The organism is Thiohalobacter sp. IOR34 (assembly GCF_030406045.1).
Classification (GTDB): Bacteria; Pseudomonadota; Gammaproteobacteria; order Thiohalobacterales; family Thiohalobacteraceae.
This window is the reverse complement of sequence record NZ_CP128988.1, coordinates 1,302,119-1,325,546: the sequence shown is the minus strand read 5'-3', so window position 1 is coordinate 1,325,546 and position 23,428 is coordinate 1,302,119. Positions and strand designations below refer to the sequence as shown.

Genomic DNA, 23,428 nt, shown 5'->3' with positions numbered 1-23,428 from the left:
AGCCGAAAGTCTGCTTACGCAATCGCTCCCGACTTCGTTATACTGCGGAATTCGAAATACCCGAGCCCTGCCGATGCAAGCGATCGACACCCTGATCAAGGCCCGCTGGATCATCCCCGTGGAGCCGGACCACCGGGTCCTGGAGGAGCATGCCCTCGCCATCGACGAGGGGCGGATCCTGGACGTCCTGCCGGCCGGGACGGCCAGCGAGCGCTATCGTGCCGAGACCCGGATCGAGCTGCCACAGCACGCCCTGATCCCTGGCCTGGTCAATGCCCATACCCATGCCGCCATGTCGCTGCTGCGCGGCCTGGCCGACGACCTGCCGCTGATGACCTGGCTCAACGAGCATATCTGGCCGGCCGAACAGCGCTGGATCAACGAGGAGTTCATTCACGACGGCAGCCAGCTGGCAATCGCAGAGATGCTGCGCGGTGGCATCACCTGCTTCAACGACATGTATTTCTTTCCCGAGGTCACGGCCAGGGTCGCCGCGGCGGCCGGCATGCGCACCTGTGTCGGCCTCATCCTCATCGATTTCCCCACCGCCTATGCAGCCGGTCCGGACGATTACCTGGACAAGGGCCTGGTGCTGCACGACGAATACCGCAACGACCCGCTGATCCACACCGCCTTCGCCCCGCACGCGCCCTACACCGTCTCGGACGGCCCGCTGCAGCGCCTGCGGGTGCTGGCCGACGAGCTGGACATCCCCATCCACATGCATGTGCACGAGACCCGGGACGAGGTGCACCAGTCGCTGCAACAGCATGGCCGGCGGCCGCTGCAGCGGCTCGACGATCTCGGCCTGCTCTCGCCGGCCCTGACCGCCGTGCACATGACCCAGCTGCAGGATGAGGAGATCGAGCATGCCGCCGCCACCGGCATCCGGGTGGTCCACTGTCCCGAGTCCAATCTCAAGCTGGCCAGCGGCTTCTGTCCGGTGCAGCGGCTGCTGGAGGCCGGCATCGAGGTGGCTCTCGGCACCGACGGCGCGGCCAGCAACAACGATCTGGACCTGTTCGGCGAAATGCGCAGCGCGGCCCTGCTCGGCAAGGCGGTGGCCGCTGACGCCAGCGCCCTGCCCGCCCACCAGGTGCTGCGCATGGCCACCCTGAACGGCGCGCGGGCCCTGGGCCTGGGTGAGGAGACCGGTTCGCTCAGGCCTGGCAAGTGGGCCGATCTCTGTGCCGTCGACCTCGGTCGGCTGGAAACCTCGCCCTGCTACCACCCGGTCTCCCAACTGGTCTATGCCAGCGGCCGCCACCAGGTGAGCGACGTCTGGGTTGGCGGTCGCCACCTGCTCAAGGAAGGTCGCCTCACCAGCCTCGACGAGACCAGCATCCGCGACCGCGCGCTGCACTGGCAGACACGGATCGCGGCCACCGATCCGGATGGTTCCCGGCCCTGATGCCGTAGTATGCTTGCCCCATGAACGAAGCCAAGCCCAACGTCGACGCCGCCGAGATCGCCAAGTTCGAGGAACTCGCCTCCCGCTGGTGGGATCCGGACAGCGAGTTCAAGCCGCTGCACGACATCAACCCCCTGCGCCTGGACTACATCAACTCGCGGGTTCCCCTGGCCGGCAAGAAGGTGCTCGACGTCGGCTGTGGCGGCGGCATCCTCTCCGAGGGCATGGCCCGGCTGGGCGCCGAGGTGACCGGCATCGACATGGGCGAGGCGCCGCTGTCCGTCGCCCGCCTGCACCTGTACGAATCCGGTCTCAAGGTCGACTACCGGCAGACCACCGCGGAACGCATGGCCGAGGAGGCACCCGCCGCCTTCGACGTCGTCACCTGCCTGGAGATGCTGGAACACGTACCGGATCCGGCCTCGGTGATCCGCGCCTGTGCCACCCTGGTGAAGCCGCAGGGACACGTCTTCTTCTCAACCCTGAACCGCAACCCCAAGTCCTATCTGTTCGCCATCATCGGCGCCGAATACCTGCTGCGGCTGCTGCCCAAGGGCACCCACGACTACCGCAAGTTCATCCGTCCCTCGGAACTGGACACCTGGGCCCGGCAGGCCGGCCTGCACATCGATGACATCAGCGGCATGAGCTACAACCCCCTGACCGGCCACTACAGCCTCAGCGAGAACGCCGACGTCAACTATCTGGTCAGTTGCCAGCGCGACTGAGGCCGCCGATGCCCGTTTCCACCCGGCCGCCGATCCGCAGCGTGCTGTTCGACCTCGACGGCACCCTGCTCGACACCGCCCCCGACCTCGTCTGGGCGCTGAACCACGTCCGCGAGGAGGAAGGCCTGCAGGCCCTGCCCCTGGAACGCATCCGCCCGGCCGTCTCCCACGGCAGCATCGCCCTGATCCGCCATGGCTTCGAGTGCGAGCCGGAACATCCCCGCTTTGCGGCACGACGCCAGCGGCTGCTGGACGTCTACCGGGAAAACCTCGCCCGCCACACCCGCCCCTTCCCCGGCATGGAACGCCTGCTGGACGAACTGGAGGCCCGGGGCATTCGCTGGGGGGTGGTCACCAACAAGCCGTCCTGGCTGACCGAACCCCTGCTGCAACAACTGGGTCTGCTGGCGCGCGCCGCCGTGGTCGTCAGCGGCGACACCCTGGCCGAACGCAAGCCCCACCCCGCCCCCATTCTCTACGCCTGTCGCGAGACCGGCGCCGCGCCGGCCAACTGCCTCTACATCGGCGACGCCGAACGCGACATCCGCTCGGGCAGGAACGCCGGCGTGCACACCCTGGTCGCGCTGTTCGGCTACCTTGGCCCCGATGACGACCCCCGATCCTGGGGCGCCGATGGACTGGTGGCGAAGCCGGACGAGATCCGGGATTGGGTAGTGGGCCCATAGCCACGAAGATCTCCCAGAAGCCGGAAGATGACAGGCCTCGCCTGCCCTCGAATGGAAACGGCCTGACAATCGTGGCGTGGCCGCTGGCCGCCAGTAGGAGCGGCCTCCAGGCCGCGATTCTAGCCCGCATATTGCACCAAGGCGGTTTGCATGATCGGGGGGCAGGCTGGTATACAAGGCCAGGAGGCTCGCAAATAGGCCGTCGTGGCGGGATACACTTTGTGCCTATTCGATGTCAGGCCGAATCGGGCTGCGCATCTTGAGCGATCCCCCTCGAACCATGGCGACGGCCATGCTTTTTCGGCCGATCGCCCAAGCTGCTTTGCCGGATTCGCCCTCGGCATCGAATCCTTGGTGCAATATGCGGGCTAGGCGAGGCAAGGACGTGCGGAGGCGCCGGCTATTCCGCCCCGTCAGGCGGCATATCCTCTTTCGTGGATTTCACAGCCATTCATGGTGCTACCATATGCCCATGCCTGAATCCCAGATCCTCCTGCTGCTCGTCACCGGACTGCTCGGCCTGCTGGCGGGTGGCCTGATCGTCTACCTGCGGACCAGCCCGCGGCTGCACGCTCTGCAGGCGGAACAAATCCGGCTCAAGGCCGAGCTGGAGGCGGAGCGCCGCACCGCCGAGGAACGCATGCAGGCCTTCAGCCAGGCACGCGACCAGCTGAACGACACCTTCAGCGCCCTGGCCAGCGAGGCGCTGAAGCACAACAGCAGTGAATTCCTCAAACTGGCCCAGGAAAACCTGAAACGCTTCCAGAGCGAGGCGCAGCAGGAACTCGGCCAGCGGGAGAAGGCGGTGGAGAACCTGGTCAAACCCATCCGCGAGGCACTGGAACGGACCGAGCAGCAGGTACGGCGCATGGAAAACGAGCGCAAGGAGGCCTTCGGCTCATTGACCAAGCACATCGAGACCATGGCCGAGTCGCACCGCCTGCTGCATGCCGAAACGCGCAACCTGGTCCAGGCCCTGCGCCGCCCCGAGGTGCGTGGCCAGTGGGGCGAGCTGACCCTCAAGCGGCTGGTGGAACTGGCCGGCATGGTCGAGCACTGCGACTTCTACGAACAGCAGCAGCTGAGCGGCGAGGAGGGCATCCTGCGTCCGGACATGATCGTGCGCATGCCCGACGGACGCGAGATCGTGGTCGATGCCAAGACCCCGCTGGATGCCTACCTCAGCGCCATCGAAGCCGGCGATGACAGCGAACGCGGCGCCCAGCTTCAGCGCCACGCACGCAAGGTGCGCGAACGGGTACGGGAACTCTCGGCCAAGGCCTACTGGGAACGCCTGCCCAACACCCCGGACTTCGTGGTGCTGTTCATCCCCGGCGACCAGTTTCTCAGCGCCGCGCTGGACATCGACCCCCAACTGCTGGAGGACGCCCTGGCCAGCAAGGTGGTGCTGGCCACGCCGACCAGCCTGGTCGCCCTGCTGCGCGCCGTGGCCTATGGCTGGCGACAGGTGGCGCTGGCCGAGAACGCCGAGCGGATCCGCGAGCTGGGCGAGGAACTCTACCAGCGGCTCGGGGTGTTCTCCGAACACCTGGCCAAGCTCGGCAAGAGTCTCGACAGCAGCGTCAACGCCTTCAACAAGGCGGTCGGTTCCTTCGACAGCCGGGTGCTGCCGGGGGCCCGCAAGTTCGTCGACATGGGCATCGCCGCCGGCAAGGACGGCAAGCGGCCGGAGCAGATCGAACGGGCACCGCGGCAGGTCGAGCCGCCGCTGGCGGACAGCGACTGAGACATGTCCACAATCGACGCCGCCTATCGCCACTGCCAGCAACTGGCGCGCCGCCACTACGAGAACTTCCCGGTCGCCTCCCTGCTCCTGCCACCCGGCCTGCGCCGCCCCCTGGCGGCGATCTACGCCTTTGCCCGCCGCGCCGACGATCTGGCCGACGAGGGGGATGCGCCGGTTGCGGAACGACTCGCCGCACTGGATGCCCTGCAGGCCGCGCTCGAGGCCTGCTCACGGGGGCAGACGCTGGACGACCCGCTGTTCGTCGCCCTCGGCGACTGCATCCGCAGTCACCAGCTGCCGCTCGACCCCTTCACCGATCTGCTCGATGCCTTCCGCCAGGATCTGCGCCAGTCACGCTATACCGACTTTGCCGAGCTGCTCGACTATTGCCGGCGCTCCGCCAACCCTGTCGGCCGCCTGGTGCTGCTGCTCAGCGACAACTTCCTGCCGCAGCAGGTCGGCTACTCCGATGCCATCTGCAGCGCCCTGCAGCTGACCAACATGCTGCAGGATCTCGGCCAGGATCTGGACGAGAACGACCGCCTCTATCTGCCCCAGGATGAACTGGCCGAATTCGGCGTCACCGAGGCCCAGCTGCGCGAGCGCCGCGACAGCCCGGCTCTGCGCCGCCTGCTGCAGTTCCAGGCCGAGCGTACCCGCCGGCTGCTGCACTCGGGCGCCCCGCTCGGCAACCAGCTCGGCGGCCGGCTGGGCATCCAGATCCGCCTCACCGTGCTCGCTGCCGACCGCATCCTGCAGCGCCTGCTGGATCCGGCCACCCCGCCCTTCGCGCGGCCGCGACTGTCGCGCCGCGATTGGCTGAGCCTCGCCTGGCACGCCCTGCCGGCGCGTCGCTGAGGACGGCCGGCCGGATCGCGCAGCCACGGAAAATCCTTTATCCTTGAGCCCCCCTTCAACCAGCGCCGCCGCATGACCCCCGACCAGTACTGCCAGCAGCGCGCCGCCGCCAGCGGCTCCAGCTTCTACTACAGTTTCCGCTTCCTGCCGGCCGAGGAACGGGGCGCCATCATCGCCCTCTATGCCTTCTGCCGCGAAGTGGACGATACCGTCGACGACTGCCGCGAGCCGTCCGTTGCCCGACGCAAGCTGGACTGGTGGCGGGAGGAGATCGGGCGGGTCTTCGACGGCAGCCCGCAGCACCCCATCGGCCGCGCCCTGCAGCAGCGTCTGGAACGTTTCAACCTGCCGCGAGAATACTTCGAGGAGATCATCGACGGCATGCAGATGGACCTGGAGCGGCACCGCTATGCCTCCTTCAAGGAACTGGCCCTGTACTGCTACCGCTCGGCCGGCGTGGTCGGTCTGCTCAGCGCCGAGATCTTCGGCTACAGCCAGCGCGACACGCTGCGTTATGCCACCGAACTCGGCACCGCCCTGCAGCTCACCAACATCATCCGCGACGTGCGCGAGGACGCGGCACGCGGCCGCATCTATCTACCCCAGGACGAGCTGGAACGCTTCGGCGTCGATCCCCGCAGCCTGCTCGCCTTCCAGACCACGCCGGCCTTCATCGAGCTGATGCAGCACCAGTATCAGCGCGCCGAAGACTACTACCGGCGGGCCCTGGCCCTGCTGCCGGAGGCAGACCGCTACCGGCATCGCAGCGGCCTGATCATGGCCGCCATCTACCGCGCCACCCTGGAGGAGATCGCCCGCGACGGATTTCGCGTACTGGAACAGCGCATCGCCCTCACCCCGCTGCGCAAGCTGTGGATCGCCTGGCGCACCGCCCGCGGCGAGACCCGCCGCGCCCGGCGCCTGGCCCGGCTGGCGCCGGATGGGCGCCAGCGATGAAGCCGGCCGCTCTACCTGACGGCGAGGTACTCATCGTCGGCGGCGGATGGGCCGGGCTCAGCGCCGCGGTTCTGCTCAGCCAGCGCGGCAGACGCGTCACCCTGCTGGAGGCGGGACGCCAGCTCGGCGGCCGCGCGCGTTGCGTGCCTTTCGGCGAACTGCGCGTCGACAACGGCCAGCATCTCCTGCTCGGCGCCTGCCGACATCTGCTCGCCCTGCTGGCGATCCTCGGGATCGATCCGGACCAGGTGCTGGACCGCCAGCCGTTGCAGTTGCGGCTGCGCTCCCTCAATGGCGGCAGCCTGCGCCTGCAGGCATCCCGCCTGCCGGCACCGCTGCACCTGCTCACCGGCATCCTCGGGGCCGGCGGCCTGTCCCCGCTGGAACGGCTCCATCTGCTGCGCTTCGCCAGCCGCCTGCGCCGTGGCCACATCCGCCAGCGGCGCGACATCAGCGCCCAGGCCCTGTTGCTCAGCGAACGTCAGACGGGACGCCTGCTGAGGCGACTCTGGGAACCACTCTGCCTGGCGGCCCTCAACACCCCCTTGGACCAGGCATCGGCGCACCTCTTCCTGCGCGTGCTGAGGGACAGTCTGGGCGGCCAGCGCGACGCCTCGGACCTGCTGATCCCGAAGACGGATCTCGGCACGCTGCTGCCGACCCCCGCCCTTGAGTACATCGAACGGCAGGGCGGCCGGGTGCTGCTCGGTCACCGGGTCCAGGCCATCGAGCCCGGCAGCGACGGCCACCGGGTTCTCTGGCCGGGCGGCAGCCTGACCGCCCGGCAGCTGATCCTCGCCGTCAACCCCACCCTCTGCCGCCGGCTGCTGAGCCCGCATGCCGCCTTCCGCAGCATCAGCGAACAGCTTGCCCGCCTGCCGCAGGCCCCGATCAGCACCCTCTATCTCCGCTACCCGCCGGACACGCGGCTGAACCTTCCCATGCTGGGGATACTCGACGGCCTCGGCCAGTGGGTCTTCGATCGCCGAGTCTGTGGACAGCCGGGGCTGATGGCCGTGGTGATCAGCGGCGCGGGGCGACACATGGAGATGCAGGGCGAGGCGCTTGCCCAGACGGTGATCGACGAACTGGCCAGGCTCTTTCCGCACTGGCCCGCACCCGGTGAACGGCTGCTGATCCGCGAAAAGCGGGCCACCTTTCTCAGCCAGGTCGACGTCGAACGGCTGCGCCCGCGGGCCGAGACCGGCGTGCCCGGGCTGTGGCTGGCCGGCGACTTCACGGCCACCGGCCTGCCGGCGACCCTGGAGGGCGCGGTGGCGAGCGGTTTCCACTGCGCCAACCGGATTGCGCCGCTGGTCCCCGAGACATGAAGGGTTCTGAGTCCCGCCCCTGCCGTTCCGAATTCCTGGACAACTGTTCCGCAGTGCAGTATGACCCGCATATTGCATCAAGGATTCGATGTCAGACCGAATCGGGCTGCGCATCCTGGGTGCAATATCCGGGCTAGGGCCTGTTAATACCACGCCAATCGCGGCCTGGAGGCCGCTCCTACCAGGGTGCCGCCATGCCCCGTAGGAGCGGCCTCCAGGCCGCGATCACCAGCGGGTCCAGCCACGCCATCATCCGGGGTCCTGATGCAATATTCGGGTATAATCCCGTCTTTCCCACGCAACCTGACGACACAGGCATGAAGACAGACTGGCAACCCGCAGCGGACCTGTTCAGGGACCGCATCATTCTCGTCACCGGCGCCGGTGCCGGCATCGGCCGCGCCACCGCCCTCGCCCTGGCCAGGCACGGCACGACGGTGATCCTGCTGGGCAAGACCCAGAGCCGGCTGGAGGCCGTCTACGACGAGATCGAGCAAATGGGTGCCCCCCAGCCGGCGCTGTTTCCACTCGATCTGGAAAGCGCCACCCCCGAGGCATACGAGGGACTGGCCATCACCCTGGAGCGGGAATTCGGTCGCCTCGACGGCCTGCTGCACAACGCCGCCCTGCTCGGCTACCTGGCACCGATCGGCCACTACGACCCAGAACACTGGCAGAAGGTGGTACAGGTCAACCTCAATGCCCCCTTCATGCTGAGCCGCGCCTGCCTGGGCTTGCTGATGAAGGCCGAAGATCCCAGCCTGGTCTTCATGTCCGATGCCGTGGGCCGCGAGGCCCGCGCCTACTGGGGTGCCTACGGTGCCGCCAAGGCGGGACTGGAAAACCTCATGGAGACCCTGGCCAGCGAGCTGGAGACCAACACCCCGATCCGGGTCAACAGCTACGACCCGGGGCCGGCACACACCCGGCTGCGACTGCAGGCCTTCCCGGCCGAAGACAGCAGTCAGCTGCCACGACCGGAAGACGTCGTCGACCCCCTGCTCTACCTGCTCGGCCCCGACAGCCGCGGCGTCACCGGCCAACGCTTCAGCCGCAGCGATTTCACCGGCTCCGCACAGGGCGGGGAAGCGCGCTGACCTGGATTCAGGGGGGCACCAGCGCCGCTACGCGCCGCATCGCGACCTGGCGATCGCTCCTACCCCGCATCTTCTGACTCCTGAATCCTGACACGGCGATTTCACTGACTCCGCGCAGGGTGGGTAGTCGCGCTGGCCTGGATTCAAGGGGTCAGCAGCGGCGCTACCGCCGCATCGCGGCCGGGAGGCCGCTCCTTCCCCGCATCTTCTGACTCCTGAATTCTGACACGGCGATTTCACCGGCTCCGCGCAGGGCGGGGAACCGCGCCGGCCAGGATTCAAGGGGTCAGCAGCGGCGCTACCGCCGCATCGCGGCCTGGAGGCCGCTCCTACCATCTTCTGGCTTCTGGCTTCTGGCTTCTGGCTTCTGGCTTCTGGCTTCTGGCTTCTGGCTTCTGGCTTCTGGCTTCTGGCTTCTGGCTTCTGGCTTCTGGCTTCTGGCTTCTGGCTTCTGGCTTCTGGCTTCTGGATTCTGGCTTCTGGATTCTGGCTTCTGACTCCTACCTCACTTCATCAGATCGACATGCACCCCCTGCGCTTCCAGTGCATCGGCGCGGGACTGGATGAAACGCTGGAAATTCGGCTGGTCAAGGTAGGCGCCGGAGGCGACATAGTCCATGGCCGACTGCAGGTGGAACGCCTTGAGGTAGGCCTCGGTGCGGAACACCTCCCGGCCGGCGGTATCGAAGAACACCAGCGTCGGAACATACTGCACCTTGAGCCGCCGGGCCCATTCGGCCTCGCCGAGCCGTTCACCGCTCGGCGTCACCAACGCTGCCTGGCCACGGATGTCGAGCAATGCCACATCGAAGCGGGACAGCAGCTTGCGGCTCTCCGGCCGCTGCAGGATGTCCTGATGCAGCTCGTCGCAGGGGGGGCAGACCTTCTGCTCGAACATCACCAGCAGCGGCCGCTCGCGACGCCCTGTCCGGAAGTCGTAGGGCGGCTGCAGGAAACCCGGTTCACGATGCAGCCGGCCACTGGCCTTGGCCGGAGCACGTGCAGCGAAAAAGGCGCGCATGGTCTGCGCCTTCTCGTGGCGGCCGGCCACGTAGTCCAGCGCCGCGGCAAACTGTTCCGGCGGGTAATAGCCGTTCAGTCGCAGCACCACCCGACCCTGCTCGTCGAGAAACAGCAGGCTGGGCGTGAACATCACCTTGAGCTGTTCGGCAAAACGCTTCTCGGTGGTGGGGCGCCCCTGGAGATCGGTCACCTCGCGATCACCCCAGATGTTGATGGCGATGACATCGAAGTTGTTGCGAGTCTTGTCGACGATCTCGCGCAGGGCAAAGTTGGTCTCCAGCAGCTTCTTGCAGTAGGGACAACCATCCTGATAGAAATACAGCAGCACCCGCCTACCCGCCGCGCTCGCCTCGTCCACGTCCTCGCGGATATCGAGAAAGGACTGCTTGAACCACTCGGGCTGCTCGTGAAACCCCGGATTGACCATGCCCTCGGCGAGGGTCTCTTCTGCCGGCGCGGCATCCGCAGCGGCGAACATCGGCCGCCCCAGCGTCAGCAGACCGACTGCAATGATGATGATCAGACGCATCGTCCCGACCCCTCGTTACCCTGACTCAGGGATCCATGCTCGCATCGAAAGCCTTGCCGATCAAGCCTGACAGGCATCCTCAACTTTTCATATCGCATTGATTTTATTAAACAATAATGACAGGCAGGGAGAATCGCTCATTTGCCTGCCGGAAATGGCCCGAGGACGGCGGCCAATCGCGGAACGCCAGAATGTCAATTCCTTGACATTTTTTCGTCACGCCCCCATTTAATAAAAATATCTTGTTGTTTTATCGTGATATTGTTGAAATAGCACAAAATGGCATGCAATTCGCATAGTGAATAGCCGTGAGTTCAGGCCACGGAATTGCCACACACATACAGACGACGGCCCAGTAGCCGCGACGCCGGAGAAAAGAAACCATGGGCGCACCCAAACCGAATCAGCTTCTGCTTCATCCCGAGCCGGAGACGGACGCCGCGCTGCATATCACCCAGCGGCTTCAGACCACGCTGAGTCTGAACGGCCTGCTGCAGCTCTTCTATGAGGCCGTCTCCCAGTGGATACCGCTCGGTGGCATGGAATACATCGATGACCGCGGCCAGCCGGCGGCCAAGTTCGGCGAGCGTGCCCGGCACATCGCCAGCTATGACCTGACGCTGGAGGAGATCCCTCTCGGCCAGCTGAGCTTCCGCCGCCGGCGCAGTTTCTCCGGCGAGGAGATCCGCCAGCTGGAGAACTTGCTGTGCAGCCTGCTCTACCCGCTGCGCAATGCCCTGCTCTACCGCGATGCCCTGTCCCTGGCCCAGAAGGATCCGCTGACCGGCATCTGCAACCGCGCCGCGCTGGACGAGGCCCTGCGCAGCGAGGTCAGCCTGAGCGAACGTCATGGCACGCCGCTGGCATTGATCATTCTCGATATCGATCACTTCAAGTCGATCAACGACAGCTACGGCCACAGCCGTGGCGACTGCGCCATCAAGCAGGTGGTCGAGGCCGCCCAGCGCTGTGCCCGCAGCAGCGACAGCCTGTTCCGCTACGGCGGCGAGGAGTTCGTTTTGCTGCTGCGCAATACCGCCCAGAAAGGGGCCCACCTGCTGGCCGACCGCATCCGCCGTCGGGTACAGAACATGGAGTGCATCTGTGACGGGGAACGGATCGAGCTGACCATCAGCGCGGGGGTCGCGGCCCTGCACCAGGGACAGTCGGCCGAGACCCTCTTCGAGCGCGCCGACAGCGCCCTCTATGCCGCCAAGACCGGTGGCCGCAACCAGGTGGTCAGCGCCGACGACTGATCTTCCACCCCATGGGGGGTTCGGTCGCAACATTTTTCGCGGCCTGGAGGCCGCTCCTACCCTCTGCAGCCCCTTGCCAGCGGGCAGCCGGTGCAGACCGGCCGCGCCCGGCAGTGTTCCTTGGCATGGCGCACGATCAGCGCGTGAAATTCGTTGAACAGTGACACGTCCTCACCCAGGGCCCGCTCCACGGCATGACGCAGAGGCTCGTATCCGAGCTTGGCCGATTCCAGCAGTCCCAGCCGGAAAAAAAGCCGCCGGGTATAGGCATCGATGACGAACACCGGCCGCTCGAAGGCATAGAGCAGCATGTCATCGGCGGTTTCCGGCCCCACCCCCTTCACCGAGAGCAGCGCCTCGCGCAGAACCTGGGTATCCAGGGCGCGCAGCCGCCGCAGACCACCGGCCGCCTGGTACCAGGCGCAGAAGTCGCGCAAGCGCCGTGCCTTGACGTTGAAATAGCCGGAGGGGCGCAACCAGTCTGCCAGTTCGGCCGGGTCGGCGGCGAGAATGGCGCGCGGGCCCAGACAGCGCTGGCGGCGGAGATTGGCGATGGCCCGCTCGACGTTGCTCCAGGCCGTGTTCTGGGTGAGGATGGCGCCGACCATCACCTCGAAGGGGCTGTCGGCCGGCCACCAGTGCTGGGAACCGTAGGCCCGCAGCAGGCGGTCGTGGACCGAGCGCAGGCGCCGGGCCGGCAGCCGCAGCGCAGTCACCGCCGGGCGCGGGGCCGCCTGCCGCCCGGCCGGTACTTGGCGCGCCTCGCCGGCGAGTTGCGGGCCGGCTTCTGCGGCGCCAGGCCGACCGCGGCCCGCAGGCGATTGAGGCTGGCGTCGTCCAGTTCCTCCCAGCGCCCGGGACGAATCGCCCGGTCCAGCTCGATGGGCCCGTAGCGGACCCGGATCAGCCGGCTCACCGGGATACCCTGGGATTCCCACAGGCGCCGCACCTCGCGGTTGCGGCCCTCCTTGAGGACCACGTGATACCAGTGGTTCATGCCCTGCCCACCGGCATCGCGGATACTGGTGAAGCGCGCCGTGCCGTCCTCCAGCTCGACGCCCTTCTGCAGGCGCTCGATGATCTCGGGCGGGACCTCGCCAAATACCCGCACCGCATATTCGCGCTCGATCTCCGAGGAGGGATGCATCAGCCGGTTGGCCAGTTCACCGTCGGTGGTCAACAGCAGCAGGCCGGCGGTATTGACGTCCAGCCGGCCGACGTTGATCCAGCGGCCGGTCTTCAGCACCGGCAGGCGGTCGAAGACCGTCGGCCGGCCTTCCGGATCCTTGCGGGTGCAGACCTCGCCGACCGGCTTGTGGTAGAGCAGCACCCGGCAGCGCGGCCTGAACAGGCGCGGGCGGCGCAACGGCTTGCCGTCGATCTCGACCCGGTCGCTCTCATCGAGGCAGGTGCCCAGTTCGGCCGGCTTGCCGTTGACGCGGATGCGCCCCTCTCGGATCCAGCCCTCGATCTCACGCCGCGAGCCCAGCCCCCAGCGGGCCAGCACCTTTTGCAAGCGTTCACTCATCGAAGCGGATGCGTCCAGGGGGCTCAGTGCAGCGGCCCGCTGGGCGCCTCGGACAGGGAGTCTCCGCCCGCCGCCGGTCCGGCCTCGACATCGCCCGCCTCAGCGGCGTCGATGTCGGTGTCGTCCGGCACGGCCTGCAGGTCGATGGCCTCCGGGTCGCCGGCCAGGGCAATGCGCGCCACCTGTGGCGCACCGTCCGGCGGCCCCAGGTCGAGTTCGGCATTGATGCTGTCGATGTCGCGCAGTTCGGCCAGGGTCGGCAGGTCGTCCAGCGACTTGAGATTGAAGTAGTCGAGGAATTCCCGGGTGGTGGCATACATCGCTGGCCGTCCCGGCACGTCGCGGTGACCGACCACCCGCACCCAGTCGCGCTCCAGCAGGGTCTTCATGATCGAGGAGCTGACGCTGACGCCACGGATGTCCTCGATCTCGCCCCGGGTGATGGGCTGGCGGTAGGCGATCAGGGCCAGGGTCTCGAGCAATGCGCGCGAGTACTTGGGCGGCTTTTCCTCCCAGAGCCGCGACACCCAGGGCGAGAGGGCCTCGCGCACCTGGACCCGATAACCGCTGGCGACCTCCTTCAACTCCAGGCCTCGCCCCGCGTAGTCGGCCTGCAACGCCTGCAGCACCTCGCGCAGTTCGGCCTTGTCCGGCTGCTCGTGCAGGTCGAACAGGGCGCGCAACTGGTCCAGGGTCAGGGGCCGGCCGGCGGCGAGCAGCGCCGCCTCGATGATGTTCTTCAGGGAGATGTCGGTCATGGCAGTCGTGGTTTGCAGATGTGTCGGCTCAGGCCTCCGCGGCCTCGGGCGCGTCGTCCGTGGGCAGCCGCGCCGTGCCGTCGCCACCGGCGGCCTTGACGTGGAGCGCGGCGAAGGGCTCGGCCTGGATGATCTCCAACAGGGATTCCTTGATCAGTTCGAGTATGGCGAGGAAGGTGACCACCACGCCCATGCGCCCTTCCTCGGCCTTGAACAGGCTGGTGAACTCGACGAAGCGGTCGGCCGTGACCGCCTCCAGCACCGCCGACATCCGCTCGCGCACCGACAGGGCCTCCAGCTGGACGTGGTGATGGGAGAACATCTCCGCGCGGCGCATGATGTCCTGGAAGGCGAGCAGGATCTCGCGCAGATCGACATCCGGCACCTTGCGCGCCTGTTCCCTCGCCGGCGGCTCGGCCGAGGCCGGGTAGAGGTCACGCTGCAGGCGCGGCAGCTGATCGATGTCCTCGGCCGCCTGCTTGTAGCGCTCGTATTCCTGCAGGCGGCGAACCAGTTCGGCCCGGGGATCTTCCTCGTCGGCATCGGCCTCCACCGGGCGTGGCAGCAGCATGCGCGACTTGATCTCGGCCAGCATGGCGGCCATCACCAGATACTCGGCCGCCACCTCCAGCTGGATCTCCTGCATCAGGCCGATGTACTCCATGTACTGGCGGGTGATCTCGGCGACCGGGATGTCCAGCACATCCAGGTTCTGGCGCCTGATGAGGTAGAGCAGCAGGTCGAGCGGCCCCTCGAAGGCCTCGAGAAAGATCTCCAGGGCATCCGGCGGGATATAGAGATCCTGGGGCAGGGCCATGACCGCCTCGCCCTGGACGATGGCAAAGGGCATCTCGACCTGCTGCGGCACCGTCTCGCTGGTGCCGGCCGGGGTTTCGTTGTCGCTCATCTGGGCTGGTGGCCGGGTACGGGGTTCATATCGTTAGGATCGGACCATTCTACCCTAAAATGCCAGGCGGCTGCCGATAGATTGGGCGGATATTTTTTTAGTTATAATTCAAGCCCATTGCAGAACGAACCTCATGTAAGGTATCACGCGCGATGGCGCGCGCCTCCTCGCAGCCCTCGTCGATGATGCTGCGCACCGCCCCCCGGTTCTGGCTGAATTCCAGGGCCCGCTCGCGGATCGGCGCCAGCTCGGCCTGAACCGCATCGATGATCGGCTGCTTGCAGTCCAGGCAACCGATGCCGGCGCTGGTGCAGCCCTCGCGCACCCAGTCGCGGGTCTGCTGATCGGAATAGACCTGGTGCAGCTGCCACACCGGGCACTTGTCCGGGTCGCCGGGATCGTTGCGCCGGACCCGTGCCGGGTCGGTGGGCATGGTCTTCAGCTTGCGGCTGATGCTGTCCGGATCCTCGCGCAGCGAGATGGTGTTGCCGTAGGACTTGGACATCTTCTGCCCGTCCAGCCCGGGCATCTTCGCCGCCGGGGTGAGCAGCGCCTGGGGCTCGGGGAGGATGATACGGCCCGCCCCCTCCAGGTAGCCGAACAGCCGCTCGCGGTCGCCCAGCGACAGGTTCTGCTGTTCCGCCAGCAGGGCCCGTGCCACCTCCAGCGCCTCGTGGTCGCCCTGCTCCTGGTACTTGCGGCGCAGCTCGCGGTAGAGCCTGGCGTTCTTCTTGCCCATCTTCTTCACCGCCTCCTCGGCCCTGGCCTCGAAGTCGGGCTCGCGGCCGTAGAGATGATTGAAGCGCCGCGCCACCTCTCGGGTCAGCTCGACGTGCGCCACCTGGTCCTCGCCGACCGGCACCCCGGTGGCCCGATAGATGAGGATGTCGGCGCTCTGCAGCAGCGGGTAGCCCAGAAAGCCGTAAGTGGCCAGATCCTTCTCCTTGAGCTTCTCCTGCTGATCCTTGTAGGTCGGCACCCGCTCCAGCCAGCCGAGCGGCGTGATCATCGACAGCAGCAGGTGCAGCTCGGCATGTTCCGGCACCCGCGACTGGATGAACAGGCGGGCAGCACCGGGATTGACGCCGGCCGCCAGCCAGTCGATGACCATCTCCCAGGCACTCTCGGTGATGTCGCCGGTGTCCTCATAGTGGGTGGTCAGGGCGTGCCAGTCGGCAACGAAGAAGAAACAGTCGTATTCGTGCTGCAGCTTGATCCAGTTCTGCAACACGCCATGGTAATGGCCGAGATGAAGCTGGCCGGTGGGGCGCATGCCGGAGAGCACACGGCCGTTCTGCGGGAGCGTGGTGTTCACGTCATCCTCCGGGTGACAGTACAGCTAGGGAAAGGGAAAAGCGCTGGCATGGCGTTCAGATTCCGGCCAGCGTGAACAGCAGACGTTCCAGGGCCGCCACCGGTGGCCCGAGGATCTGACCCAGGATTCCGGTGGCCAGCAGGGCCACCAGGATGAAGAAGCCATAGGGTTCGAGGCGCGCCACCGCGGCCGCATAGGGGTGCGGCAGCAACCCCACCAGCACGCGCCCGCCATCCAGCGGCGGCAGGGGCAGCAGATTGAGCACCATCAGGATGATATTGATGTAGATGCCCACCTTGCCCATCAGCAGCAGTGGCACGGCGGCTTGCGGCAGCGAGGCATCCAGCAACAGGGCGAACTTGGCGATCAGCGCCCAGCCGATGGCCATGGCGAGATTGGCCAGCGGCCCGGCGGCAGCGACGATCGCCATGTCGCGCTTGGGGTTGCGCAGGTTGCGCCAGTCGACCGGCACCGGCTTGGCCCAGCCGAAGACAAAGCCACCGAGCAGCAGCAGCACGGCGGGCACCAGCAGTGTACCGACGGGATCGATGTGCTTGAACGGATTGAGGGTCAGCCGGCCGAGCAGCTGTGCCGTACGATCGCCGAACTGCAGCGCCACCCAGCCATGCGCCACCTCGTGGACGGTGATGGCAAACAGCAGCGGCAGTACCGCCACCGAGATCATCTGTATGGTCGTCAGGCCGTGCATCGGCGCAGTATACCCGCTTTTCCCCCGCCTCCCTGCGGCATCAGACCAGACCCTCGACCGGCCCGCGGCCCTCGCGCAGGATCCGGGGCACGCCCTCGGTCATGTCCACCACGGTGGTCGGTTCCGGGCTGCAGCTGCCACCGGCGATGACCAGCCCCAGCTCGTGCTCCAGGCGTTCGCGGATCTCCCAGGGATCGGTCTCCGGCAGCTCGGCACCCGGCAGTATCAGGGTGCTGCTCATCAGCGGTTCGCCCAGCTCGGCGACCAGCGCCTGGGCAATGGGATGATCGGGGATGCGGATGCCGATGGTCTTGCGGCGGCCGTGTTGCAGACGGCGCGGCACCTCGTGGGTGGCCTTGAAGATGAAGGTATAGGGACCGGGCGTGAAGGCCTTGAGCAGGCGGAAGGCGCTGTTGTCGACCTTGGCATAGGTCGAGATCTGGCCCAGGTCGCTGCACACCAGGGTAAAGTTGTGCTTGTCGTCCAGCTGGCGGATGCGGCGGATGCGCTCCATTGCCGCCTTGTCGCCGATCAGGCAGCCGAGCGCATAGCTGGAATCGGTCGGATAGGCGATCACCTCCCCCTGGCGGAGAATCTCCACGGCGCGGCGGATCAACCGCGGCTGGGGATTGTCCGGATGGATCTCGAAGAACTGGCTCATGACGTCCCTATCGCAGGCTCAGCAGCCCATCACTGGTTGACCACGAGCGGCAGGCCCTGGGGCCAGTCGCTCCACACCGGGACGCAGCCGGTGGGCAGCGCCGGCACCCGGCCCAGCTCGATCCAGGGGTTCTCCGGCCCGTGGTAGTCCGAGCCGCGCGAGGCCAGCAGGCCCAGGCTGCGCGCCAGGCCGGCCATGCGGTGCATCTCCTCCGTCGAATGGCTGCCGGAGACCACTTCCAGGGCAACCCCGCCGCATTCCCGGAACTCACCCAGCAGCTGGCGCAGGCGGGTGCCGCTCAGGCGGTAGCGTGCCGGATGGGCCACCACCGCCTGGCCGCCGGCACCACGGATCCAGGCGACGGCATCCTCCAGGGCGGCCCACTGGCCACTGACGTGGCCCGGCCGGTTGGCCACCAGATAACGCTTGAAGACATCACGCACCGATTTGGCATGTCCCGCCTCGACCAGGAAATGGGCAAAGTGGGTACGGCTGATCAGCACGCCGCGCGCGTGGCGCCGGGCGCCGGCCCAGGCATCGGCGATGCCGGCCTTCTCCAGCCGCCGTCCGATCTCCTCGGCACGCCAAGCGCGGAACTCGCACAGCCCAGCCAGGCCGCTCTGCAGCCGGGCGTCGTCCGGATCCACGCCCAGACCGACGATGTGCACCGTCTGTCGCCGCCAGGTCACCGAGATCTCCACCCCCGCCACCAGCTCGATGCCCTGCTCCATGGCGGCGGCGCGCGCCTCGGCCACGCCGGCCGTGGTATCGTGATCGGTCAGGGCCAGCACCTCGACACCGGCCGCGGCGGCGCGCGCCACCAGGGCCGCCGGCGACAGGGTGCCGTCCGAGGCGAGGGAATGGCTGTGCAGATCGTATTCGACGGGCATCCGGACATTCTACCGCATCCCCCGGCGGCAGGTCTTGCCGCGAACCCCTGAGGTGCCAACAGTCGCACCCTGGCCATGCCTAGATTGCACCAAGGCAGGCTCCGTGGGCCGGGGTGGCAGGATGGCGCGGTACCCCTTGCGCCTTGATCGCGGCCTGGAGACCGCTCCTACGACAACACATTGTGCCGCCATGCCCCGTAGGAGCGGCCTCCAGGCCGCGATGGGGGTTGCCACCAAAATCGCGGCGTGGACGCCGCTCCTACGGGGTAGGGCGGAACCTCTTGTTTTGTAGGAGCGGCCTCCAGGCCGCGATTGGGGGATCCACGGCGGGCAATGCCCGGAGTCGATCGAACAGACAAAAGCCGGGTTACGAGTTCCCGATCCATTTCCAGCCTGCACTACGATCATGCGCGCCGCCTTGGTGCAATATCCGGGCTAGCAGCCTGTCGGACTCAGGACTGATCTACTGCGCGGGTGGGAGAGCGGCCCGAATCTCCCCGATTTCCCGTTGCGTAGTGCCCGCTATGCGCCTCGAAATCGTGAAGATTCGTTCTCGTTCTCCCACCCTGCTCGCTACGATCGCCTAAGTCCGACAGGCTGCCAGGGAACTTCCCCTGCCCCTCCGGCGTCGAAATCGGGTACTATTTGGACGATCTGATAAAGTCCGGAACCCCGGGAAGGCGGGGCAAGGGGCCGGCGAACCGCTGCCGGCGACGAACGACGACATATATGAAATTCCTATTCGACTTCTTTCCGGTCCTGCTGTTCTTCGTCGCCTACAAGCTGTATGGCTTCTATGTCGGCACGGCCGTGGCGGTGGCCGCCACCATCCTCCAGGTGGCCCTGTTCTGGCTCAGGCACCGGCGCTTCGAGAATTCGCATCTGGTGGTCCTGGCCATCGTGGTGCTGTTCGGCGGCGCCACCCTGATCTTCGACGACCCCGTGTTCTTCAAGTGGAAGCCGACTGTCGCCTACTGGCTGTTCGCGATCGGCTTCCTCGGCAGCCAGTTCATCGGTCAACGTTCCTTCACGGAACGCATGATGAGCCAGGCACTGAGCGCCCCGCGCCACGTCTGGACCCGCCTCAACCTGGCCTGGGTGGTGTTCTTCGCGCTGATGGGGATCGTCAATCTGTACGTCGCCTACAACTACCCGGAGGACACCTGGGTCAACTTCAAGCTGTTCGGCATCATGGGCATCACCCTGGCCTTCGTACTCGGACAGGGCGTGTTCATCGCCCGCTACCTCGACGACGACGAGGCGGGTGGCGAAGAGAAATCCTGAGCATGTGGTACGCCATCATCAGCCGGGACCACCCCGGCACCCTGGAACAGCGCCTCGCCGCCCGCCCCGCCCATCTCGCCCGGCTGGAGGAACTGCAGGCCGCAGGGCGGCTGCTGCTGGCCGGGCCGCATCCGGCGATCGACAGCGAGGACCCCGGCCCTGCCGGTTTCAGTGGCAGCCTGGTGGTGGCGGAATTCGATTCCCTGGAGGCGGCCCGCGCCTGGGCCGATGCCGATCCCTATCAGGACGCTGGCGTCTACGCCGAGGTCAGCGTCAAACCGTTCAAGAAGGTATTTCCGAAATGACCGACCGTGTGACCCTGATCCGCGAACGCCTTACCGCCGCCCTGGCCCCGATCCGGCTTGAGATCCGCGACGACTCGGCCAAGCATGCCGGTCATGCGGGTGCGCGAGGCGGCGGCGGGCATTTCATCGTCGACATCGTCAGTCCGGCCTTCGCCGGCAAGAGCCTGATCCAGCGCCACCGCATGGTCTACGAGGCCCTTGGCGAGGCCATGCAGAGCGAGATCCATGCGCTCAGCATCCAGGCCGGCACACCGGACGAATCCGCACCCTGAAATCCGCTCACCCACACGACAAGGAACCACTATGCGATCCCTATTCGCCACCCTGCTGCTCGGCGCAGCACTCACCACCGCCGGCAGTCCTGCCCTGGCCAGCGACACCGAGGTACTGGCCACCGTCAACGGCAAACCGATCACTGAAGAGATGCTGCGCGCCTACCAGGCCCAGCGCAGCCACCGCCATCAGGGCGCCGGCAAGGCGCCCAGCCGTGAACAGGCCCTGAAGGAGCTGATCGATATCGAACTGGTCACCCAGGATGCCGAGAGAAAGAAGGTCGACCAGCAGCCCGAGGTGGTGCGCGAACTCAAGTGGCATCGCCGCAGCGTCCTGGTCAGCAAGAACATGCGCGACTATCTCAGCGCGCATCCGGTCGACGAGGCCGAAATGAAGGCGGCCTATGAAAACCTGGTCGCCAAACAGGGTGGCAAGGAGTTCCACGCCCGCCACATCCTGGTCAAGACCGAGGACGAGGCCAAGGCCGTCATCAAGGCCCTGGACGGCGGCGCCGACTTCGCCAGCCTGGCCAAGGAGAAGTCCACCGGCCCGACCGGCAAGAACGGCGGCGACCTCGGCTGGTTCGGACCGGAACAGATGGTCAAGCCCTTCGCCGATGCCGTGGCCTCGATGGAAAAGGGCAGCTACAGCAAAACGCCAGTGCAGACCCAGTTCGGCTGGCACGTGATCCTGCTCGAGGACTCGCGCGACACCCAGCCGCCGTCCTATGAGGAGGTCAAGCCGCAGATCCGGTCGATGCTGCAGAACAAGCGCATCGACGAGTTCCTGGGCAGCCTGCGCAGCAAGGCCAAGATCGATATCAACAAGTAGACCGCGAAAACGGCACGCCCCCGGGCGTGCCGTTTTTTATTAACACGGCATATTCAGTTGCCGGGTTAATAGTTGCCGGGTTGATATTTGCTTCTCCGCAGAACGCCGGGGTGGCGGTTAACGTCGTGAGCTGGGCGGCCGCCGACAGCCCTCAGCAGAGACCGGCCTCGCGCGAATCCTTCTCCTCGGTGGATGGATTCTGCACGAAGATCACCGGCGGCCGGCCTTCACGCTGGAGTTCATAATAGCGACTGCCCCCGGCCTCCTCCGCCGGCAGGGCCTGCAGGCGATCGGCATAGCGCCGCCGCCAGTCGAATTCCTGCGCCGGCTCGGGACTGAGTCGGGCCCGGGGCTGTTGCTCGGAAGACACGCCCTCGAATGCCGGCTGACCGATCGGCAGATAGATCCTGATCCGTCCTCCCTCGGCCGCTGACTCGTCGAGCAGCAGGCAACCGTCGCGGTCGCGGGTCGGCCAATAGCGCTTGTTGGAACCCAGAGTGTGTACCTTGCAGCCGGTGATGGCACAGCTCGTGAAGACCTCTTCGACGAAGTCGTCGGGGTGGTCGATGCCGCTGAAGCCGAGGGCAATGGAGGAATAACGGCCGGGCAGGAGGTTGTAGGGGTTGTCCACCGCCAGGACCTCGGTGCCGGAATCGATCTGCACCGGCTGGCTGCCATCGCTGGCCTGCATGACTCCGACCAGCAGACGGCCGACGACACAGCGCAAGGCCAGGCTGTCGATCGGGGTCGGACGGCGGTCGCCGCGCAGGGCACGCGAGTGGCCAGGCACCTGCACCCCGCCACGCCGCTCGATCTTCCCCGGCGGCTGCTGTCGTTGCGCCGGCTCCTCCGTCGCCGACCGTGGCGCTTCGACCGCCTTGAGCTGGGCCAGTTCGGCCTTCATCGACTGCATCTCGGCGAGCAGCAGATCGAGCTTGGTCTCCAGTTGCGCCTCACGGCTCGCTGCGTCGGCCGCCTCAGGCCGACGCGGCGCGGGCGCCGTGGGCGCTTCACGCGGGCCCGGCCGTTCCCCACCGGCATTGCTGTAGCGCCACCAGAATTCGGACAGCGCCAACTGCAGCGGCGATTCGGCGGCCAGCAGGCTGTCGGCGAGGCGGACGATGGCCCGGGTGGCGGCGGCCTCCGGATGGGCAAGGGTGATCGGCTGTTGTTCCCGTACCGAGGCCTGTACCTGGGCGTCATAGGGGATGCTGGCCAGCAGTTCCAGTTCCAGACGCAGATAGACACGCGCCACCTCGCGGAACTTCTGGAAGGTGTGGCTGGCGGTCTCGCTGCTCCGCGCGGCATTGACCACCACCCGCAGCTGGCCGCCGTAGTCGTTCTGGCGCAGCAGCTTGAGCAGGGCATAGGCGTCGGTGAGCGAAGTCGGCTCGGGGGTCATCACCAGCAGCACCTCGGGCGAGGCCAGGGCCAGCTGCAGGACGCTGCGGCCGACGCCGGAGGAAGTATCGAAGATCAGGACGTCGTACTGGTCGAGGACGTCGAACTGCTCGCGCAGCTCGGCCAGCGCAAAGGGGGCCAGATTGGCCATCTTCTCGATCCCGGAGCTGCCCGGCACGACGTCCAGCCCGGGCAGCGGCCGGACGATGATGTCGGCCAGGCCACAGCGGCCCTCGATGACGTCTTCCAGGGTGCGCTCGGGGCGGATGTCGAGCAGGATGTTGGCATTGGCGAGACCGAGATCGGCATCGAACAGGCAAGCCTTCTGGCCACGGCGGGCGAATTCATGAGCCAGATTGACACTCAGCTGGGTCTTGCCAACCCCGCCCTTGCCACTGGTGACTGTGATGATCCGAGGCATCTCTCCAGGCCCTGCCGTCAAGCGTTGTTATTATCCGCCCGGATGGCTACTCCCCCACTGGGAACCGGGGATTCGCCTACCATACTAGCAGGGCCAGGCACCTTGGGTAAAGTCTTTGAATAGCGTCAGAAAATATCCGGTCACACCGACAACAGGCGGCTGTGCTGCTCGATGAACTCGCGGATGTAATGCTGCGGCCGGGCGCTGCTGAAGCGTGCCTGCTCCTGCCCCGCCTCGAACAGGATCAGGGTCGGAAAACCACGCACCCGGTAGCGACCGGCGAGCTTCATGTTCTCGCCCTCGTCGACCTCCACCTTGGCCAGCAGCACGCTACCTCCGAAGCCGTCGATCACCCGCTCCAGCACCGGGGCGATGACCAGGCAGGGCGAACACCATTCAGCCCAGAAATCGACCAGCACCGGCTGCCGATGCGAGACATCCAGCACCCGCGTCTCGAAGTCAGCGACGGAAACCGCGTAGATCCGGTCCGTATCACCCTTTGCTTTCATCCGTCCCATCCAT

Annotated in this window: 24 protein-coding genes; 13 read left to right on the top strand and 11 right to left on the bottom strand. The window is 66.7% G+C overall.

Features of this window, described 5'->3' with window-relative positions:
- The first annotated feature begins 73 nt into the window (after positions 1-73).
- The 8 genes from QVG61_RS06125 (at position 74) to QVG61_RS06090 (ending at position 8,815) form a co-directional block, all read left to right on the top strand.
- Positions 74-1,411, top strand: a complete 1,338-nt coding sequence (locus QVG61_RS06125) for a TRZ/ATZ family hydrolase (protein WP_289932490.1) — start codon at positions 74-76, stop codon at positions 1,409-1,411.
- Between the two features lie 20 nt (positions 1,412-1,431).
- The gene (ubiG, locus tag QVG61_RS06120) at positions 1,432-2,139 is read left to right on the top strand and encodes a bifunctional 2-polyprenyl-6-hydroxyphenol methylase/3-demethylubiquinol 3-O-methyltransferase UbiG (protein WP_289932489.1); all 708 of its coding nucleotides are present in this window, start codon (positions 1,432-1,434) and stop codon (positions 2,137-2,139) included.
- A gap of 8 nt (positions 2,140-2,147) precedes the next feature.
- Entirely contained in the window at positions 2,148-2,825 is a 678-nt protein-coding gene (locus tag QVG61_RS06115) for an HAD family hydrolase (RefSeq protein WP_289932488.1), read from the top strand.
- 472 nt (positions 2,826-3,297) lie between these two features.
- Positions 3,298-4,572, top strand: a complete 1,275-nt coding sequence (gene rmuC, locus QVG61_RS06110; RefSeq protein WP_289932487.1) for a DNA recombination protein RmuC — start codon at positions 3,298-3,300, stop codon at positions 4,570-4,572.
- Between the two features lie 3 nt (positions 4,573-4,575).
- A complete protein-coding gene (hpnC, locus tag QVG61_RS06105) occupies positions 4,576-5,430 on the top strand; it encodes a squalene synthase HpnC (protein ID WP_289932486.1) in 855 nt (284 codons plus the stop codon).
- Positions 5,431-5,502: 72 nt separating this feature from the next.
- Positions 5,503-6,387, top strand: coding sequence for a presqualene diphosphate synthase HpnD (gene hpnD, locus QVG61_RS06100; protein ID WP_289932485.1), 885 nt, complete (start codon positions 5,503-5,505; stop codon positions 6,385-6,387).
- Positions 6,384-7,718: a hydroxysqualene dehydroxylase HpnE gene (gene hpnE, locus QVG61_RS06095; RefSeq protein ID WP_289932483.1), complete on the top strand. Its 1,335-nt coding sequence runs from the start codon at positions 6,384-6,386 to the stop codon at positions 7,716-7,718. The genes hpnD and hpnE overlap by 4 nt, the downstream gene beginning before the upstream one ends.
- Before the next feature lie 317 nt (positions 7,719-8,035).
- A complete protein-coding gene (locus QVG61_RS06090) occupies positions 8,036-8,815 on the top strand; it encodes a YciK family oxidoreductase (protein WP_289932482.1) in 780 nt (259 codons plus the stop codon).
- Positions 8,816-9,320: 505 nt separating this feature from the next.
- On the opposite strand, the gene QVG61_RS06085 is transcribed toward QVG61_RS06090, so the two are convergent.
- Positions 9,321-10,367, bottom strand: a complete 1,047-nt coding sequence (locus QVG61_RS06085; RefSeq protein ID WP_289932480.1) for a thioredoxin fold domain-containing protein — start codon at positions 10,365-10,367, stop codon at positions 9,321-9,323.
- Positions 10,368-10,750: 383 nt separating this feature from the next.
- Between QVG61_RS06085 and QVG61_RS06080 the strand changes: the two genes are divergently transcribed.
- A complete protein-coding gene (locus tag QVG61_RS06080) occupies positions 10,751-11,623 on the top strand; it encodes a GGDEF domain-containing protein (protein ID WP_289932478.1) in 873 nt (290 codons plus the stop codon).
- A 56-nt stretch (positions 11,624-11,679) separates the two neighbouring features.
- Here the strand turns inward: QVG61_RS06080 and QVG61_RS06075 are convergent, their stop codons facing one another.
- From QVG61_RS06075 to QVG61_RS06040, 8 genes are all read right to left on the bottom strand, one after another.
- On the bottom strand, positions 11,680-12,330 hold the full coding sequence (locus QVG61_RS06075; protein WP_289932730.1) for an endonuclease III domain-containing protein: 651 nt from the start codon (positions 12,328-12,330) through the stop codon (positions 11,680-11,682).
- Positions 12,331-12,335: 5 nt separating this feature from the next.
- The gene (rluB, locus tag QVG61_RS06070; protein WP_289932477.1) at positions 12,336-13,151 is read right to left on the bottom strand and encodes a 23S rRNA pseudouridine(2605) synthase RluB; all 816 of its coding nucleotides are present in this window, start codon (positions 13,149-13,151) and stop codon (positions 12,336-12,338) included.
- Positions 13,152-13,174: 23 nt separating this feature from the next.
- The gene (gene scpB, locus QVG61_RS06065; protein WP_289932476.1) at positions 13,175-13,909 is read right to left on the bottom strand and encodes an SMC-Scp complex subunit ScpB; all 735 of its coding nucleotides are present in this window, start codon (positions 13,907-13,909) and stop codon (positions 13,175-13,177) included.
- Between the two features lie 28 nt (positions 13,910-13,937).
- Positions 13,938-14,816 carry a ScpA family protein gene (locus QVG61_RS06060; protein ID WP_354671190.1) on the bottom strand — a complete coding sequence of 293 codons (879 nt, stop codon included), beginning with the start codon at positions 14,814-14,816 and terminating at the stop codon, positions 13,938-13,940.
- Between the two features lie 97 nt (positions 14,817-14,913).
- Positions 14,914-16,089 (bottom strand): tryptophan--tRNA ligase, encoded by a 1,176-nt coding sequence (locus QVG61_RS06055; RefSeq protein ID WP_289932728.1) that lies wholly within the window; start codon positions 16,087-16,089, stop codon positions 14,914-14,916.
- Positions 16,090-16,186: 97 nt separating this feature from the next.
- Entirely contained in the window at positions 16,187-16,840 is a 654-nt protein-coding gene (locus QVG61_RS06050) for a site-2 protease family protein (protein WP_289932475.1), read from the bottom strand.
- A 40-nt stretch (positions 16,841-16,880) separates the two neighbouring features.
- Positions 16,881-17,501, bottom strand: a complete 621-nt coding sequence (locus QVG61_RS06045) for an L-threonylcarbamoyladenylate synthase (RefSeq protein WP_289932474.1) — start codon at positions 17,499-17,501, stop codon at positions 16,881-16,883.
- Between the two features lie 29 nt (positions 17,502-17,530).
- Positions 17,531-18,391: a PHP domain-containing protein gene (locus tag QVG61_RS06040; RefSeq protein WP_289932473.1), complete on the bottom strand. Its 861-nt coding sequence runs from the start codon at positions 18,389-18,391 to the stop codon at positions 17,531-17,533.
- A 729-nt stretch (positions 18,392-19,120) separates the two neighbouring features.
- On the opposite strand from QVG61_RS06040, the gene QVG61_RS06035 reads away from it, so the two are divergent.
- From QVG61_RS06035 to QVG61_RS06020, 4 genes are read left to right on the top strand one after another with little or no spacing between them, the layout of a single operon-like run.
- Positions 19,121-19,675 (top strand): septation protein A, encoded by a 555-nt coding sequence (locus QVG61_RS06035; RefSeq protein WP_289932472.1) that lies wholly within the window; start codon positions 19,121-19,123, stop codon positions 19,673-19,675.
- A 2-nt stretch (positions 19,676-19,677) separates the two neighbouring features.
- Positions 19,678-19,980 (top strand): YciI family protein, encoded by a 303-nt coding sequence (locus QVG61_RS06030; RefSeq protein ID WP_289932471.1) that lies wholly within the window; start codon positions 19,678-19,680, stop codon positions 19,978-19,980.
- Positions 19,977-20,252, top strand: a complete 276-nt coding sequence (locus QVG61_RS06025; RefSeq protein ID WP_289932470.1) for a BolA family protein — start codon at positions 19,977-19,979, stop codon at positions 20,250-20,252. The genes QVG61_RS06030 and QVG61_RS06025 overlap by 4 nt, the downstream gene beginning before the upstream one ends.
- 31 nt (positions 20,253-20,283) lie before the next feature.
- Positions 20,284-21,084: a peptidylprolyl isomerase gene (locus tag QVG61_RS06020; RefSeq protein WP_289932469.1), complete on the top strand. Its 801-nt coding sequence runs from the start codon at positions 20,284-20,286 to the stop codon at positions 21,082-21,084.
- Between the two features lie 151 nt (positions 21,085-21,235).
- On the opposite strand, the gene QVG61_RS06015 is transcribed toward QVG61_RS06020, so the two are convergent.
- Both QVG61_RS06015 and QVG61_RS06010 read right to left on the bottom strand, forming a co-directional pair.
- Positions 21,236-22,906, bottom strand: coding sequence for a MinD/ParA family protein (locus QVG61_RS06015; RefSeq protein WP_289932468.1), 1,671 nt, complete (start codon positions 22,904-22,906; stop codon positions 21,236-21,238).
- 140 nt (positions 22,907-23,046) lie between these two features.
- Positions 23,047-23,415, bottom strand: coding sequence for a thioredoxin domain-containing protein (locus QVG61_RS06010; RefSeq protein ID WP_289932467.1), 369 nt, complete (start codon positions 23,413-23,415; stop codon positions 23,047-23,049).
- Positions 23,416-23,428 lie beyond the last annotated feature (13 nt).

Coding starts and splice junctions, on each gene's coding strand:
- QVG61_RS06125 (WP_289932490.1), top strand. CDS start 74: ATGCAAGCGATCGACACCCTGATCAAGGCCCGCTGGATCATCCCCGTG.
- ubiG (WP_289932489.1), top strand. CDS start 1,432: ATGAACGAAGCCAAGCCCAACGTCGACGCCGCCGAGATCGCCAAGTTC.
- QVG61_RS06115 (WP_289932488.1), top strand. CDS start 2,148: ATGCCCGTTTCCACCCGGCCGCCGATCCGCAGCGTGCTGTTCGACCTC.
- rmuC (WP_289932487.1), top strand. CDS start 3,298: ATGCCTGAATCCCAGATCCTCCTGCTGCTCGTCACCGGACTGCTCGGC.
- hpnC (WP_289932486.1), top strand. CDS start 4,576: ATGTCCACAATCGACGCCGCCTATCGCCACTGCCAGCAACTGGCGCGC.
- hpnD (WP_289932485.1), top strand. CDS start 5,503: ATGACCCCCGACCAGTACTGCCAGCAGCGCGCCGCCGCCAGCGGCTCC.
- hpnE (WP_289932483.1), top strand. CDS start 6,384: ATGAAGCCGGCCGCTCTACCTGACGGCGAGGTACTCATCGTCGGCGGC.
- QVG61_RS06090 (WP_289932482.1), top strand. CDS start 8,036: ATGAAGACAGACTGGCAACCCGCAGCGGACCTGTTCAGGGACCGCATC.
- QVG61_RS06085 (WP_289932480.1), bottom strand. CDS start 10,367: ATGCGTCTGATCATCATCATTGCAGTCGGTCTGCTGACGCTGGGGCGG.
- QVG61_RS06080 (WP_289932478.1), top strand. CDS start 10,751: ATGGGCGCACCCAAACCGAATCAGCTTCTGCTTCATCCCGAGCCGGAG.
- rluB (WP_289932477.1), bottom strand. CDS start 13,151: ATGAGTGAACGCTTGCAAAAGGTGCTGGCCCGCTGGGGGCTGGGCTCG.
- scpB (WP_289932476.1), bottom strand. CDS start 13,909: ATGACCGACATCTCCCTGAAGAACATCATCGAGGCGGCGCTGCTCGCC.
- QVG61_RS06060 (WP_354671190.1), bottom strand. CDS start 14,816: ATGAGCGACAACGAAACCCCGGCCGGCACCAGCGAGACGGTGCCGCAG.
- QVG61_RS06055 (WP_289932728.1), bottom strand. CDS start 16,089: ATGCGCCCCACCGGCCAGCTTCATCTCGGCCATTACCATGGCGTGTTG.
- QVG61_RS06050 (WP_289932475.1), bottom strand. CDS start 16,840: ATGCACGGCCTGACGACCATACAGATGATCTCGGTGGCGGTACTGCCG.
- QVG61_RS06045 (WP_289932474.1), bottom strand. CDS start 17,501: ATGAGCCAGTTCTTCGAGATCCATCCGGACAATCCCCAGCCGCGGTTG.
- QVG61_RS06040 (WP_289932473.1), bottom strand. CDS start 18,391: ATGCCCGTCGAATACGATCTGCACAGCCATTCCCTCGCCTCGGACGGC.
- QVG61_RS06035 (WP_289932472.1), top strand. CDS start 19,121: ATGAAATTCCTATTCGACTTCTTTCCGGTCCTGCTGTTCTTCGTCGCC.
- QVG61_RS06030 (WP_289932471.1), top strand. CDS start 19,678: ATGTGGTACGCCATCATCAGCCGGGACCACCCCGGCACCCTGGAACAG.
- QVG61_RS06025 (WP_289932470.1), top strand. CDS start 19,977: ATGACCGACCGTGTGACCCTGATCCGCGAACGCCTTACCGCCGCCCTG.
- QVG61_RS06020 (WP_289932469.1), top strand. CDS start 20,284: ATGCGATCCCTATTCGCCACCCTGCTGCTCGGCGCAGCACTCACCACC.
- QVG61_RS06015 (WP_289932468.1), bottom strand. CDS start 22,906: ATGCCTCGGATCATCACAGTCACCAGTGGCAAGGGCGGGGTTGGCAAG.
- QVG61_RS06010 (WP_289932467.1), bottom strand. CDS start 23,415: ATGAAAGCAAAGGGTGATACGGACCGGATCTACGCGGTTTCCGTCGCT.